Origin of the sequence: Gynurincola endophyticus (assembly GCF_003991195.1) — a bacterium.
Lineage (GTDB): Bacteria > Bacteroidota > Bacteroidia > Chitinophagales > Chitinophagaceae > Gynurincola > Gynurincola endophyticus.
On sequence record NZ_RCWL01000005.1, the window covers coordinates 89832 to 106725 of the forward strand.

Genomic DNA, 16894 nt, shown 5'->3' on the forward strand with positions numbered 1-16894 from the left:
TACTAAAACGGTAGACAAATATGCAAAAAAGAATAGAACCATTCGGTAAAGTCGTATTCATTGGGGCTGGTCCCGGTGATCCGGAACTGATTACCGTCAAAGCAATAAAATATCTGCAGAAAGCAGATATTATTTTAACCGACAGATTGGTGAGCAGGGCGATCCTGGAAGAATATGTACATCCGGGTGCAGAAATCATTTACGTAGGAAAACAATGCAGAAAAAAACAATCAACTCCTCAGATATCTATTAATGAACTACTGGTAGAGAAAGCCAAACAATTTCCACTGGTGGTACGCTTAAAAGGGGGAGATGTTTCTATTTTTTCAAATATACTGGATGAGCTGGAAACACTCGTAGAGCATCATGTTGATTATGAAATTATTCCGGGAGTAACTGCAGCGCTCGGTGCGGCAGCTTATGCCGGTATTCCTTTAACCGCACGTAATTACGCTAACGGTGTTAGATTCATTACTTATTATAAAGCTGATGTAATTAATCAGCATTACTGGAATGAACTCGCGTCTACGAGTGATACATTGGTATTCTATATGTCAAGTGAAACATTACCTGAAGTGGTAAAACATCTGAAGGATGCAGGTATTGATGAGGAAAAAGAAATTGCTGTAATAGAACAGGGTACAACACCTTATCAAAATGTTTATACTTCAACATTTAACGATTACAATAGAATTCTCGGCACCAGACAGTTTGTAAGTCCATCTATTATTATTATCGGTAAAGTGGTACAGTTGCACGATGAATTTATCTGGATGACGAATGCCGGTTCTACAGAGTCATACTTTCCGGAAGTAAATCTTTCACCAGAAAAAGAAGTGAACAATGTTACCAGAGCCTAAACTAAATATATTAAACGATCTGTTGCGTTCGGCCAGTAAAGAAGAGCTGATCTGGATGAATGGGTACATGAGCGGCTTACTGGCTCAACAGCCGGCTGTTCCGGTAAATACAGTTGTACAAACAGCTGTAAAGAAAATTACCATCGTTTATGGTACAGAAACAGGTAATGCTAAAAAGGTAGCCACTGAGTTTGCCTCTTTTGCCAAAAAGAAAGGTGTTGTGGCAAAACTACAAGGTTTAGATCAATACAAGTTGAATGACCTGCAGAAAGAAGAATATCTCTTTGCAGTAATCAGTACACAAGGAGATGGGGAAGCTCCGGCAGGTGCTAAAAAATTTTACGATTTTATTCACGCACAACCACTTCAGTTGAACAGCCTGAAATTCGGCATTCTGGCATTAGGAGATTCTTCCTATCCTCTTTTTTGTAAAGCCGGTGAAGATGTAGATCAACGGTTATCCCAATTAGGCGCAACAGCTATTTTGCCACTTGAAAGGTCAGATGTTGATTTTTCAGCAGTAGCTCAAAAATGGTTTGATGAAGTATTGAATGTACTATCGAAACAACACGTAGTTAATACACCAGTAAATACTGCAACAAGTATCAAACCTAAAAGCGGTAAACAGTTTTACAAAGGAACAATACAACAGATTATTAATCTGAACGACCGGGGTTCTGCAAAGTCAACTTTTCATATTGAAATAGCAGTAACTAACAGTAATATATATGAAGTGGGTGATTCGTTAGGCGTTATTCCTAAAAATTCGGTTGCATTAGTACGTGAAATTATTTCATTGATTGGTGTCAATGAAGAAGAGTTACTTGATTTCAGAGGAGAACAGTTTACTGTTGGCGCATTCTTAAAAGAAAAGGCCAATATTGTTTATTTGTCTTCCAGGGTAATACGTCAGTATGCTGCGATTACTAAACAGGAAATTCCTGATACAAGAATGGGGTTGTTAGAGTTGTTGAAAATATATCCTTCAAACGATTTGTCGCATTATTGTGAATTGATAAAGTGTCTCGAACCGAATGCTCCCAGACTGTATTCGATATCCTCGTCTCCTGAAGCTCATTCAGGAGAAATTCATCTGACAGTTGCCTTAGATACTTTTAAAGTAAACGGAGAACTGAAGAAGGGGTTATGTAGCGCACAATTAAGTGATTGGAAAATTGATGAAACGGTAGAGTTTTATATCCAACCTAACCATCATTTTAAACTACCCGATAATAACCGACCGGTGATAATGATCGGCCCCGGAACTGGCATTGCTCCGTTCAGAGCCTTTCTCTCACACCGTGACGCTATTGGTGCTGAAGGTAAAAACTGGTTGTTTTTTGGTGAGCAACATTTTGTTTCAGACTTCTTGTATCAAACCGAAATTCAAAACTGGTTTGATACGGGGCTATTGCAAAGCGTGAGTGTTGCTTTTTCAAGAGACCAGTCGTACAAGATATATGTTCAGCACCGTATACTGGAGCATGCAAAAGAATTCTGGCAGTGGATAGAAGAGGGTGCAATTATTTATATCTGTGGTGCTAAAAATCCGATGAGTACTGATGTATTAGAAGCAATTGCAAAAGTAATTGAACGTTTCGGCGGCAAAGCTGAAGCCGAATCTATACAATATCTCGATGAATTGAAATCATCCGGTAGATTATTACTGGATGTTTATTAATAAAGAAACCTCATTCTATGAGTAAAGATAAATTATCACCCGTAGAAGGAATTAAAACCTCCAGTGACGGATTAAGAGGAACCTTGAAAAAAAGTTTACAAGACGGGTTAACCGGAGCATTGCACACGGATGATCAGTCTTTGATAAAGTTTCACGGAATGTATCAGCAAGACGACAGAGACCGTCGTCAGGAAAGAACTGATAAAAAGCTCGAATGGTTGTATTCATATATGGTACGTTTACGCCTGCCAGGTGGAAAACTTAGTTCTGATCAATGGGTTGGACTAAACCATGTAGCCGGAGACTACTCTACCGGAATTATTAAAATCACTACCCGGCAAACAGTGCAGTTACACGGAATTATCAAAAACCACGTAAAACCTACACTGAAAGCCTTTAATACTTTTGCTCTGGATGCAATAGCTGCTTGTGGTGACGTGAATAGAAATGTAGTGTGTTCCGCACACCCACAGCATTCGGCGATACACGAAGAAATATTTCAATACGCTGATAAAATATCTCAATTGGCACTACCTAAAACCAGAGCTTATTATGAGATATGGTTAGATGATGCTCCGCTTACCACTGAAAAGAAAGAAGAAGTTGAAAAAGACCCTTTGTATGAAGATAGATATCTCCCCAGAAAATTCAAAATTGGCATAGCCATACCACCTGATAACGATGTGGATGTATTTTCAAATGATATCGGATTAATTGCCATGGTGGAAAACAATCAGCTTAAAGGGTTTAACATCGCTGCCGGAGGTGGGCTGAGTACTACACATGGTAATGAAAATACGTATGCAAGATTAGCGTCCTTGTTAGGATTTGTAGATACGGAAGAAAAATTGTTGAAAGCTGTTTATGAAATCATCACCATTCAAAGAGACTATGGTAACCGGTCGGATAGGAAACAAGCCCGTTTAAAATATACGATTGACAGAATGGGTTTAGATGTATTTAAGAAAGAGTTGCAAAACAGATGTGGTTTCGCATTGTCGCCAGTTGAGGCATTCGAATTTAAATATCGTTCGGATCATTACGGTTGGCACCAGAACCATGAAGGATTGTGGTATTATACTGTATTTGTAGAAAACGGCCGGGTGTTGGATGTTGGTGAAACGAAGATAAAAACCGGGTTGCTTAAAATAGCAGAAACAGGTAAGGCCAGTTTCAGGTTCACCTGTAATCAGAATCTGATTGTGGGTGACGTTCCGGATAAAGATAAAAATACTGTAGAACGGTTATTGAAGGAATATGGAATTTACCAGCATACAGAACAACAATCTCCTTTCAGAAAAACAGCTATTGCTTGTGTAGCATTCAATACATGTCCTTTAGCATTAGCAGAAGCACAACGATACTTACCTGAATTGATAACTAAGATTGAACCGCTGTTGAAGAAATATGCATTAGAGGAAGAAGATATTTCTATCCGGATGACAGGTTGCCCGAATGGTTGCGGAAGGCCTTATGTGGCTGAAATCGGTTTAATCGGAACGGCTTATGGTGAATACAACCTGCATATTGGCGGAGACAGGCTTGGTTTCAGACTGAATACAAAATATCAATCGGGGCTGAAAGAAGATGAGATTCTGCACACACTTGATGATTTGTTCAATGATTATTCAAAAGAGAAAACTGAAGGAGAAACTTTCGGAGATTATTGTAATAGAGTAAAAATTGCAAAACCAGTATAAGAATGTCGTCGGTAGAAACTTTAAGTATAAAAGATAAAAATCAGTTGTTCCCGGTTTTTCTCAAAATAGAACGGTTAAATATATTAATCGTTGGTGGAGGAAAAGTGGGAGCAGAAAAGTTAAATGCATTATTACAGAATTGCGACACCTGTCAGATAACTGTTGTGTCTGAGTTTTTTACACAGCAAACAGAAAGCCTGATCAATACGCATGAAAATGTAAAAGGCATACAGAAAGTATTTGATACCGGCGACTTGTTGAATGCACATCTGGTGATTGTAGCTGTGAGTAATCAGTTACAAAGTACAGCGATTGCAGAAGAAGCAAGAAACTACGGATTGCTGGTAAATGTTGCAGATCAACCTGAACTTTGTGATTTTTATCTTGGTTCGATTGTACAGAAGGGTCAATTGAAAATTGCTATTTCTACTAATGGAAAATCGCCAACAGTTTCAAAAAGATTAAAAGAGATTTTAAATCAGTCAATTCCTGAACATATCAATATTTCACTGGATAATATCCATAAAATAAGACATCATCTCAATGGAAATTTTGAGGATAAGGTTCGGCAGTTAAATAAAATTACGAGTGTGCTGGTAGAAGAGGAGGAGGCGAGAAAAGAACGCAGGTGGAGAAAGATTGCTTCTTATTCAGTGATTGCTTTTGCACTGATGTTGATAGGTCATTTTATTTTCTCTTACATACCGCTGGATGTAGTTGGTCATTCTCTGACGGAATTTTATCATTCATTAGATCAGAATTTCGGAATCATGTTGCTGGCCGGCTTTCTGGCACAATTGATAGATGGTGCATTGGGAATGGGATATGGCGTTACATCCGCTACCGTTTTATTAAGTGCGGGTGTGCCTCCGGCTGCTATCAGTGGTAGTATACATACCGCCGAAATGTTTGCCAGCGGTGCTTCGGGATATTCACATTACAAGTTTGGAAATGTAAATAAAAAGCTATTCAAAGTATTGGTTATTCCAGGTGTGATCGGTGCTATTGCGGGTGCCATATTGTTGGTGAAGCTGGGAGAAAAACATGTTGATTATATACGGCCCCTTTTAGCTTGTTACACATTATTTCTGGGTATAAAAATACTTTGGGGCGTATTTTATAAACGAACTTTTCAAAAGAAGTTCAAAAACTACAAAACACTCGCCGGAGTGGGTGGTTTTCTGGATTCTTTTGGCGGTGGTGGCTGGGGACCTATTGTTACAACTACGCTGATTAATAAGGGTAGGCATCCTCGTTATGTTATAGGTTCTGTTAGTTTAACTGAATTTTTTGTAACCCTTGCCAGCGCCGTTACTTTTTTCATTTTTTTAGGAGTTCAACACTGGCAAACTATTACCGGTTTGATTGTGGGTGGTCTTATTGCCGCTCCGATAGCAGCAAAACTTGTGGGTAAACTTCCTAAAAAAACGGCTATGATACTTTTAGGAATTCTGGTAATTTTCTGGAGTATCCGTATACTGGTTAAACTGTTTTAAAAACCCGAAAGGGTTTTTTATTAATCATATAGTCTACTAAAATTGTAGACAATTAAATTATGAGAAAATGAAACATTACCGTTTTCATCAACCAAAAATAACATTCACTTTTATTCTTGTTTTATTTACAGTGCTGGCATATGCTCAGGAAACCCGGATTATTGAAGTGAGTGGAAAAGTACTCGACGAATTCAGAAACCCTTTAACGGATGTATCGGTTCAGGTAAAGAATTCAGTTTCCGGTACAACCACTAACAAAGAAGGTAATTTTCAGTTACGAACACGTTTAAAACTTCCTTTCACTTTAGTCTTTAGCTCTATCGGCTTTAGGTCACAGGAGTTTGTGGTAGAGCGACTGGGTGCTCATCTTGAAGTACAATTAGAAACTCAATCTGTGTTGGGCGATGCAGTTGTTGTAACCGCATCGCGGGTAGCAGAGAGTATCTTAAAATCACCGGTGGCTATTGAAAAACTTGATATCCGTGCAATACGTGAAACACCCGCTCCGGGTTTTTATGATGCGCTTGCTAATGTAAAAGGCGTGCAAATGACAACTTCCAGTTTAACATTCAAAGTACCTAATACGAGAGGGTTTAATATACCCAATAACTTTCGTTTCATGCAAATGGTTGATGGAGTAGATATGCAGGCGGCTACTTTAGGTGTGCCTTTGGGAAATGCTATCGGCCCCACCGAACTGGACATCGCTTCTGTTGAAATTACTCCCGGAGCCGCCAGTGCTTTATATGGCATGAATGCTATTAATGGTATGGCCAACCTGCTTACAAAAAGCCCGTTTACCAGTCAGGGTTTAAGTGTTTATCATAAATCAGGTGTCAATCATGTTGATAATAAAGACAGAAATGCCAGTATTCTGACGGAAACGGCTATCAGATATGCTAAAGCCTTTAATAATAAATGGGCCTTTAAAGTAAATGCCAGCTTCTTACGTGGAACGGATTGGGTTTCTAATACAGGTACTGATCAGAATTCTAACAATCTCAATACAGCTAATCCGGCTTATCCTGAATTAAATGGAACGGGTAATGTTGCGGCTGATCTATGGAATAAATATGGAGATGAAAATAATAATGCTGTAACAATCACCGGTGTTAATTATCAGGGTAGAAGTAATACATTTATTTTAAGAAGAACAGGATATTGGGAAAAAGATCTTGTTAATCCCATTGTTGAGAATGTTAAGTTTGATGCAGCCCTGCATTATAGAATACATAGTAATGCCGAAGTGAGTTATAGTTATCGCTTCGGAAAAATGGATGGTGTTTTTCAACGTGGAAATAAAATTCAGTTAGATGATGTAAAAGTTCAGAACCATAAATTTGAAGTAAAGGGAAACAATTATATTTTCAGAACTTATTTAAGTGTTGAGAATACCGGTAATTCTTATAATATAAAACCGCTGTCAGATAATCTTCAATTAACACATTTATCCAATAACGCCTGGGGTACCCGTTTTAAAGCTGCTTTACAGGAAGCATTAGACAATCAGATTGATCTTTCTACTGCAATGCAATCGGCCCGTCTGATTGCTGATCAGGGAAGAGTTGAGCCTGGTACCGCAGCATTTGATCAGCTAAAACAAACGATCATCGGTATTAATAACTGGGATCATGTGAATGCCGGTATTGCAGATGCTCCTGCTACGGGCGGTGCCTGGCTGTTACAGAAAAGCAGAATGTACCACTCCGACTTTCAATGGGATTTCTCTAATGATATTAAATGGTTTGATTTACTGGTGGGGGCAGATTTACGAATTTATGAAGTGATTCCTGATGGAAATAATTTCGTTGACTTTTCGCGTCCGGTTGCCGAAAGAAATAAACCTATTGGTAACAGTACAACTGATTTTGGCAAAAATGTTCTTTATAAAAAGTACGGTGCTTTTGCACAGGTAACCAAAACATTCTTCGATGAGAAATTAAAAACTTTTTTTTCATTGCGGTTCGATCATAATCTTGAGTTTACCCCGAAAGTAAATCCCCGTATTGCAGTGGTATATACTTTAGCAGAGAAACATAACCTGCGTTTGTCATATCAGAATGGATTCAGATTTCCGGCTTTATTTGAAGCGATTTCTTTTGTGAATAACGGAAATGTAAGGAGAGTAGGAGGGTTGTCTTATATTAATGAAGGATTGGGATACCTGGATAACTCTTATACACTGTCTTCAGTAAATAATTTTAATGCAGCTTATAACAGAGATAGAGATCCTGCACTGGCTTCAGGTGTGGTGGATGAAGCAGCTGCCTTAAAAAACAAAAATTTGTTGGAGGTAACAAACCTGGCCGCTACCCGGCCGGAAAGAATTAACTCGTTTGAATTCGGTTATAAATCTGTTCTGCTGAATAATAAACTTGTTTTTGATATCGATGTGTATCTTAATAGATACGATGGTTTTTTAGGTCAGGTAGAAGTAGCAGTTCCTTCTACGGATAAAATACTCACAGACGGCGCTGTAATAGATATGGTACAGGCCAATAGAAGTAAACAAACCAGATACCGTGTATATACTAATGCAAAGAATGTTTATGAAAATTATGGCTTTGCGCTGGGTACTACTTATATCATACACAAAACCTATACTGTTTCAGGAAATTTAAGTTATAATGATATCGCTGCTCAAAAGAACGATGATATTTTTATCAATGCCTTTAATACACCGAAATGGGTAACGAATATCAGTTTCGGCAATAGAAAACTTACAGAGCATGTCGGATTTAATGTGGTGTGGAGATGGCAGGATGCTTTTGAATGGTTTAGCCCGCTTGCTAACGGAAAAATTGCTGCATTCAGTACGGTAGATGCACAGGTTTCTTTCGCAGTACCCCAATTATTTTCCACTATAAAAGTTGGTGGTAGCAATATATTGAACCATCGTTATGTGCAGTATGCAGCCGGCCCTACTATCGGTGCACTGTATTACGCATCCATTACGGTAGATGGTTTATTAAAATAGTTCAAGGATAGGTACGTTTGGCAAATTGGAATCTTGTTCTTGTACTTGTTGTTTAGTTAGTAAATGCAAAGGCCCCTCAATTCTTTGAGGGACCTCTTGTATTTTTTAAATTAAGAATGAATAATGTCAAAATTCAGACTCTTAATGATTAACTTTTAATTCTTACTTTCTTCTACTCCATTCTCTGATTATTTTTGTTATAGCTTTTGCTTCAACAATAAATCCATCATGACCATAAGTTGAGTCGATAATATGCAGGTGTGCCTGTGGGATATATTTCGCCAGAAACTCCTGTTCGGTAACCGGACATAAAATATCGGAACTGATACCTATTACTAATGTTTTTGCTTTAATAGATTGTAATCTTTCTGCAATAGATTGTTCTGTTCCTCTTGCTATTTGATGTGTATCCATTGCCTTCGTGAGATGCCAGTAGCAGTAGGCATTAAAACGTTTTGATAGTTTATCGCCCTGATAAATCATATAACTAGAAGCTTTAAAGTTATCAAGCTTGTTGTTGTCGTTGTCACTTTGTTTTTCTACCAGCAGTTGATAATTTCTATAAGTGAGCATGCCTATGGCACGGGCAACTTTTAGCCCGTTTGAACCGGCTTCCGGGCTGGCGTTGTTCCATAAAGGATCATTTTCCAATGCCATTCTCTGTGCGGTATGGATAGCGATTCCCCAGGCACTTTCAGTAGCTGAAGTAGCCAAAAGTATTAATTCATCAAAAAGTTCAGGTTCGGCTAATATCCACTCCAGTGCCTGATAACCACCCATACTGCCACCCACCAAACAATGAATTTTTTCTATTTGCAGTGCTTTTCGAAGTATTTGATGTGCATTTACCATATCACGGATGGTAATCATTGGAAATGTTTCGTAATAGGGTCTGTTTAACACAGGATTAAGGCTGATAGGACCAGTAGTACCATAACAGGATCCTAATATATTGGCACAAACAATGAAATCATGGGCCGGGTCAAAAGCCGCCTGCGCTCCGACCATTCCGGTCCACCATTCAGCTACATCAGCGTTGGCGGTTAATGCATGACAAACCCAAACCACTCTTTTGGCAGTGGCTAAATTGCCATAGGTTTTATAGGCGATGGATAATTCCGGCAAAACTCCTCCCCGTTCTAACTGAAATTCTTCTTTCAGATGAAAATAATTCATGCTAATTTTATTAAACTGTATTGCAAAGTAAATGTAAGCATGAATTACATTTGTAAAAATCTTTTATTATGATTTCAATCAATTTAAAGCGTGTAGCGGGAGATTATGGCTTTGAAGCAACAGATGCGCAAGGTAAAGTAGTAAAAATTGACAATAGTCCTGATGGTGGCGGAATTGACTTCGGTGCCCGTCCTATGCAGTTGTTATTGATGGGTTTAGGTGGATGTAGTGGAATCGACATTGTATCTATTCTCAAGAAACAACGTCAGGAAATTACAGATTTTGAGATGAGTATTGAAGGCGAGCGCGAAGCGGGAAAAGAACCTTCTCTATGGAAAGAAATTAATATTGTATTTAGCTTAAAAGGTGAAATAGAGCCAGGTAAAGCACATCGTGCGTGTGCTTTGTCGATGGAAAAATATTGTTCAGTTGCTGAAACATTGCGTTTGGCAGGTGGAAATATCCAATGGAAATTGATCGTAAACGATGTGCCGTTTCAAGTAGATTAGGCACGCAAAATTAATAGTATGTCTGAGCATCCGATTACGAGGGCCGTTCGTACCCGTGTTGAAAGAACAAATGAAATGGAGCATTCTTCTCCTTTGTTTTTAACCAGTAGTTTCTGTTTTGATAATGCAGAAGATATGCGGGCTGCTTTTGCTGATGAAACTGATGACAATATCTACAGCAGATTCAGTAATCCGTCTGTGCAGGAGTTTATTGATAAAGTATGTGCCTTAGAAGGAGCGGAGGCAGGTTTTGCCACTGCTTCAGGAATGAGTGCTATTTTCTCCACCTTTATGACATTGCTGAGTGCCGGTGATCATATGATTTCGTTCAATGCGATTTTTGGTTCTACTCATACAATTATAACGAAGTACCTGCCGAAGTGGGGAATCACGCATGATTATCTTGCGGTAGATCAGGTTGAAAGTTTGAAAACACTGATCAAGCCTACTACAAAACTGATTTATCTGGAAACTCCCACAAATCCGGGGTTGGATGTGGTGGATATGCAGCGGGTAGTGGATATCGCACATGAGCATGGTGTGATTGTGGTGGTAGATAATTGTTTTGCTACACCGATTTTTCAAAGGCCGATAGAGTTCGGCGCTGATCTTGTAATTCACAGTGCTACTAAGTGGATCGATGGCCAGGGAAGAACCTTAGGTGGTGTGATTGTGGGTAAACCTTCTTTAATTAAAGATATTTATACGTTTTGCAGAAGTTCTGGTCCTGCGTTATCACCTTTTAATGCATGGGTATTGAGCAAAAGCTTAGAAACACTGGAAGTAAGAATGGAGCGTCACGCTCAAAGCGCGCTGACTGTAGCACAGGCATTAGAAGGACATGAAAAAGTGAGTTGGGTGAAATACCCCCATCTGAAAAGTCATCCGAACTATGAAATTGCTAAAAGGCAAATGAGTAGTGGCGGTGGTGTGGTTTGTTTTGAAGTGAAAGGTGGTATTGAAAGCGGTAGAAACTTTTTGAATGCTTTGAAACTATTTTCAATGACTGCCAATCTGGGAGATGCAAGAAGTATAGCTTCGCACCCGGCCAGTACTACACATGCTAAACTTTCAGAAGCTGAACGCCAGCAGGTAAACATTACGCCGGGCCTGATCAGGTTATCGATTGGGCTTGAGAAAGTTGATGATCTTATTGCAGATGTAGTACAGGCTTTAGAGAAAGCATGATAATTAATTGAGAATGGAGAATGAAGAATTAAAAATGAGATATGTGAAATTGCTAGTTCAGAATATCTAAGATCATCGTTCTGCATGCGGTATCAGTAATTCTTCATTCTCAATTCTTCATTCTCAATTATGAAATAATCTTTTCCATTTCCTGGCTTCTGCTACCTTTTACAAGAATATAAGCTCCTGCCCAGTCAATATTTTTAAACCATTCTTTAGCTTCTTCCGCATTTTTGAAGTACATGAACTCACTTGAATAAGTGGCAAAATGTGGTCCTACCAGTACCACATGATCCCATTTGGCGGTTCTTATGAGTTCTATAATATTTTGATGTTCCTGCGAGGTAGCGTCGCCGAGTTCTGCCATCGAACCGATCATGAGAACTTTTCTGTTATGAGGGATTTTGATGAGGTTTTCAATGGCGGTTTTCATACTGGAGGGATTTGCATTGTAGGCGTCAAGTATTATTTTAGCACCATATTTTTCTACCAGCTGAGAACGTGAATTGGTAGGAGTGTAAGCTTCGATAGCTTTTTTTATGTTCTCTAATTCAATTCCGAAAAATCGTCCTACGGTGATAGCGGCCAATACATTCGGTAAATTATACTGACCGATTAATTGGGTATGAATGATTGTTTTTTCGGCATTGTTCAGTTGAATAGATAACTTTTCTTCTGCACCATAAATATCTCCGCTGATAGCGCAGGAAGGGGATACTCCATAGGTAATAATAGATGCGATTCCACGGGCCATATCTCTCAGATACGGAGCTTCATTGTAAACGAAAACGCCGCCCATGTGTTCGCGTAAGTAATCGTATAATTCTCCTTTGCCTTTTCTGACTCCTTCTTCACTGCCGAAACCTTCGAGGTGTGCCTTGCCACAGTTGGTAATAATACCGTAATCAGGTTGAACAATGCTACAGTAAGAGGCTATTTCTCCCAGGTGGTTTGCACCCATTTCAATAATCACAAATTCTGCGTCAGATTTTACAGATAAGATAGTTAAGGGGATACCAATGTGGTTATTAAGATTTCCTTTAGTCGTGTAAGTTTTGAATTTTTGAGAAACTACTACGTGGATTAATTCTTTAGTAGTGGTTTTTCCGTTAGACCCGGTAATGGCCAGAATAGGAACTTTAAACTGTTCTAAATGGAATTTGGCAAGTTCCTGTAATGTTTCCAGCACATTGTTAACCTTGATGAGCTGATGGTTTTCTTCAATCGTTTCATCTACAATGGCGAAATTAGCCCCGGCATTTAGTGCTGATAAGGCAAACTCATTGCCGTTAAAATTTTCTCCTTTGAGTGCAAAAAACAAATTTCCTTTATCAATCTTTCTGGTGTCTGTGGTAATTCCGGTAGAGGATAAATATAATTTATATAAAGCCTGAATGTTCATTGAAATAATTTGAATCGAAGTTACAAAGAACGGGGAGATTGCAAAAAACGTAGGGTGATTCAAAATAAATTACTTCTTGATAAGATACCAGTCAATTTTTTTTTAACAAGATATATTAAAAATTTGGCATTAAAAGTATGTTAACTCTTTATGATTCAGTTAGATGCGTTTAATTTGTATATGGAAATTGATAGTTTTTAGCATATACTAGTCGCAAAACGAACTTATTTGCTTAATTTTAATTAGATGAAATTCAGTAATATAGTACTTTAAATGATAATCTGATGACAGAATGAGGTTCGGAAGAGAGTGAGAGATTTTGATTCAAAGAAAGGTCAATTTTTGCGAAAAAAGTTGATATTAAATAAGTATACTGTTTTTTAATTATATATATTTGTTAGTAAATAATTAACATACGTGTAAAGTTTAAGTAAAAATTCAGTTAAACCCTGAACGCTCTTCAAGAGTTGTAAATGTTAAACTTTTATGTAATATAAGCTTAAAATGTGCGAAACCTATCCTTGCGAACAACTCTACTTACATTAACATTAATCACCATCCGATGATCATTGCATATTAATATTTATTAATATGTGGGATCGTTTATGATAAATTTTTTAGGGTATGCAAACTTGTACCCTAATTTTTTCAATTAAAAAACCAAGAAAATGAGAAAACTTGTCTGGCTTTTTCTAATTACTCTTACTTCTCTCGGAAGTTTGATGGCCCAAGGAAGAGTAATTACAGGTAAGGTAACAGATGAAGCAGGAAGCCCTTTGCCTAATGTTTCCATTACCATCAGTGGTTCTACCACTGGTACCTCAACTAAACCTGATGGTACTTATTCTATCAACGTAACAGGAGAAAACGTATCACTGGTTTTCTCGTCTGTTGACAAAGAACCGCAAACTGTTAGGGTTGGTACTACGAATGTTCTGAACATCGTATTATTGGCAAAATCTGATGACCTTGATGAGGTGATCGTGGTTGCTTATGGTACTGTTAAGAAAAGTGCTAACGTGGGTGCTACTGCACAGATCGGTGCAAAAGACCTTGCTGAGCGTCCGGTAACCAACGCATTAAACGCGTTAGTGGGTTCTGCTCCTGGTATCCAAACAACTGTATCAAGTGGTGCTCCTGGTAGTTCGCCAAACATCCGTTTAAGAGGTTTTACTTCTTATAACTCTGACAACTCTCCTTTAATTGTTGTGGATGGTGCTCCTTTCAGCGGATCTTTAGCAGATATCAACCCTGATGATATCGCTACCATTACTACAATGAAAGATGGTCCTTCTGCTGCCTTATACGGTTCTCGTGCTGCGAATGGTGTTATAGCCGTTACCACTAAAACCGGTACTAAAGCAGGCGGGTCTATGAACATTAAAGTATTAAAAGGTATTACCTCAAGAGCAGTTCCTGATTATGATAAAGTAAATGCTTTTGAATATTATCCTTTAATGTTTGAATCTCTGGCAAACGCTACTTACAATACCAGTGCAAGTGCGCCTGTACCAATGGATATTGCACGTCAATTAGCTGCCGGTACATGGGGTAACAGAAACAGTAATGGTTTGCAGGTTTATAACGGCCGTACTTATAATGACGTTTACCGTTCATTAGGCAGATACAATCCGTTTGTTGGTATTGCAAATGATGCTATCGTAGGCGCTGACGGTTTATTAAACCCGAACGCTACACAATTAAAATATGACGATTTAGACTGGTATGATGCTTTCTTCAGAAACGGTAACCGTGATGAAGTTTCATTCCAAGCGGGTGGAAAAGCAGGTAAGTCTGACTATACCTCCTCTTTCAACTACTTAAAAGAAAATGGTTTTGTTGACAAAACTGACCAGAAAAGATTTACCGGTAGAGTAGGTGTTAATACTCAGGTGGTAGATTGGTTAAAAACAGGTATCAACGTGAGCTATGCCAGATCAAATGGTAACTCAGCTCCAACTTCAGGTATCGTAAACCCGTTTTATTGGGGAAGATATGCCGGTCCTATTTATCCGGTATACTTACACGATGCTAATGGTGGATATGTTTTAGATGCAGACGGAAACAAACAATTCGATCCGGGTGATGCGGGTGGCGGTGCTGCTCGTCCGTTTAACTTAGGTCGCCACGGTTTGTGGGAACATGAGTTGAACTCAAGATTATTTTCGCGTGAATTGATTACCAGCAGAGGCTATATAGATGTATACTTAATGCCTGGTTTAACTTTCACCAGTACTTTAAGTGCTGATATGAACAGCAACAAAAACAATGTGAGAGAAAATACTCAGGTGGGTGATGGTGCTCCGGCAGGCCGTGCTTCTCAAACCTGGACTAAAACTCAAACTTATACTTTCAACCAGTTATTGAAATATAACAAACAGTTCGACTTACATAATCTGGATCTGATGGCAGGCCATGAGAACTACGATTATAAGTATAACTATATCTATGGTTTCAAAAGTGGTGAAATCTTCAGTGATGGTAACGTAGAATATCCAAACTACTCTACTATTACCAGCATGAACTCATATGAAGATAATTATAGAATTGAATCTTACTTAGGTAGAGTGAACTATGACTATGACTCTAAATATTTCTTGTCAGTTTCATTAAGAAGAGATGGTAACTCTCGTTTCCATAAAGACCACCGTTGGGATAACTTCTACACAATTGGAGCTTCATGGAGAATTGACAGAGAAGAATTTATGACAAACATCAATTCTATCAGTACTTTAAAATTACGTGCTTCTTACGGTAAAACCGGTAACGATAGAATCGGTAGCTACTATGCTTACCAACGTTTATTCGATTTAGGATATAATAACCAAAACTTTCCTGGTGTATTGTTGGCTTCTTTAGGTAACGACAAATTAACCTGGGAAACTTTGAAGCAGTTTAACGTAGCGTTAGATTTCGGTTTATTCAATAACCGTATTTTCGGTACTGTTGAATATTACGACAGAAAAACCGACGGTATGATCTTTGACGTGCCACAGCCTTATCAGGCAGGTGGTACTCCAGGTAATAACTATTCAATTCCAACGAATATCGGTTTATTGCTAAACAGAGGTATTGAGATTGAACTAGGTGCTGATATCATCAGGTCTAAAGACTGGGGCTTAAACGTAACTGTAAATGCTACAACTTTAAGCAACGTTATGAAAACAATGCCAGATGCTACTCCTAAAATTCAGAACGGTACTAAACAATTGGAAGTAGGGTATTCAATTTATGAGTATTATTTGCGTCAATGGTATGGTGTTGACCCTTCTGATGGTGCTCCTTTATTCTATGCAGGTAATACTACTGCAACCGGCGTACGTTATGCTGCTAATAGTAAAGGTGGTACAGATACTTTAACGACTGATATTGCAAATGCGAAATGGGATTATGTCAATAAATCAGCAATTCCAGATGTATACGGTGGTGTAAGAACTTCATTAAGATACAAAGCACTTACTTTGAATGTAGTAATGAACTATCAGATCGGTGGATGGATGTATGATGGTGAGTATGCAGGTTTAATGCACGGGGGTGTTTACGGAACAGCATCACATGTAGACGCGTTGAACAGATGGACTACTCCTGGTCAGATCACTAATGTTCCTAAATTCAACAACGCTAATACAACTAATATCGCAGCAGGTACTTCTACAAGATGGTTAATTGATGCGAGTTATTTCAACTTAGCTTCTGTTGCTTTGAATTACAACTTTAGCTCTGCTTTCACTTCTAAAATCGGTGCTAAATCAGCGAACGTATTTGCTTCAGCTGAAAACTTAGCATTCTTCAGCAGAAGAAAAGGCTTGATGTCTAACGAATCATTCAACGGTACAGTGGGTAATGGTTATCCAATGGCCAGAGTGGTTACTGTAGGTTTAAACTTAGGATTCTAAAAAATTACG

Annotated in this window: 10 protein-coding genes; 8 read left to right on the forward strand and 2 right to left on the reverse strand. The window is 38.5% G+C overall.

Annotated features, from left to right (window positions below; genetic code table 11):
• The first annotated feature begins 20 nt into the window (after window positions 1-20).
• The 5 genes from cobA (at window position 21) to D9O48_RS10940 (ending at window position 8714) form a co-directional block, all read left to right on the forward strand.
• Complete coding sequence (gene cobA / locus D9O48_RS10920) at window positions 21-860, forward strand: uroporphyrinogen-III C-methyltransferase (protein ID WP_126973012.1); 840 nt, start codon at window positions 21-23, stop codon at window positions 858-860.
• Window positions 844-2541 carry a diflavin oxidoreductase gene (locus D9O48_RS10925; RefSeq protein ID WP_126973013.1) on the forward strand — a complete coding sequence of 566 codons (1698 nt, stop codon included), beginning with the start codon at window positions 844-846 and terminating at the stop codon, window positions 2539-2541. Before cobA ends, D9O48_RS10925 begins: the two co-directional genes overlap by 17 nt.
• 17 nt (window positions 2542-2558) lie before the next feature.
• Window positions 2559-4241, forward strand: coding sequence for an NADPH-dependent assimilatory sulfite reductase hemoprotein subunit (locus D9O48_RS10930; RefSeq protein WP_126973014.1), 1683 nt, complete (start codon window positions 2559-2561; stop codon window positions 4239-4241).
• Window positions 4242-4243: 2 nt separating this feature from the next.
• On the forward strand, window positions 4244-5737 hold the full coding sequence (locus D9O48_RS10935) for a TSUP family transporter (protein WP_126973015.1): 1494 nt from the start codon (window positions 4244-4246) through the stop codon (window positions 5735-5737).
• Between the two features lie 67 nt (window positions 5738-5804).
• Entirely contained in the window at window positions 5805-8714 is a 2910-nt protein-coding gene (locus D9O48_RS10940; RefSeq protein WP_126973016.1) for a TonB-dependent receptor, read from the forward strand.
• 162 nt (window positions 8715-8876) lie between these two features.
• Here D9O48_RS10940 and D9O48_RS10945 read toward each other — a convergent pair whose 3' ends face one another.
• The gene (locus D9O48_RS10945; protein WP_126973017.1) at window positions 8877-9890 is read right to left on the reverse strand and encodes a homoserine O-acetyltransferase family protein; all 1014 of its coding nucleotides are present in this window, start codon (window positions 9888-9890) and stop codon (window positions 8877-8879) included.
• Between the two features lie 68 nt (window positions 9891-9958).
• Here D9O48_RS10945 and D9O48_RS10950 point away from each other — a divergent pair, with 68 nt between their 5' ends.
• Window positions 9959-10399 (forward strand): OsmC family protein, encoded by a 441-nt coding sequence (locus D9O48_RS10950; RefSeq protein WP_126973018.1) that lies wholly within the window; start codon window positions 9959-9961, stop codon window positions 10397-10399.
• A gap of 18 nt (window positions 10400-10417) precedes the next feature.
• A complete protein-coding gene (locus D9O48_RS10955) occupies window positions 10418-11587 on the forward strand; it encodes a trans-sulfuration enzyme family protein (RefSeq protein WP_126973019.1) in 1170 nt (389 codons plus the stop codon).
• Between the two features lie 127 nt (window positions 11588-11714).
• Here D9O48_RS10955 and D9O48_RS10960 read toward each other — a convergent pair whose 3' ends face one another.
• Window positions 11715-12989, reverse strand: coding sequence for a UDP-N-acetylmuramoyl-tripeptide--D-alanyl-D-alanine ligase (locus D9O48_RS10960; protein WP_126973020.1), 1275 nt, complete (start codon window positions 12987-12989; stop codon window positions 11715-11717).
• Between the two features lie 668 nt (window positions 12990-13657).
• On the opposite strand from D9O48_RS10960, the gene D9O48_RS10965 reads away from it, so the two are divergent.
• Entirely contained in the window at window positions 13658-16885 is a 3228-nt protein-coding gene (locus D9O48_RS10965) for a SusC/RagA family TonB-linked outer membrane protein (protein WP_126973021.1), read from the forward strand.
• The last annotated feature ends 9 nt before the right edge of the window (window positions 16886-16894 follow it).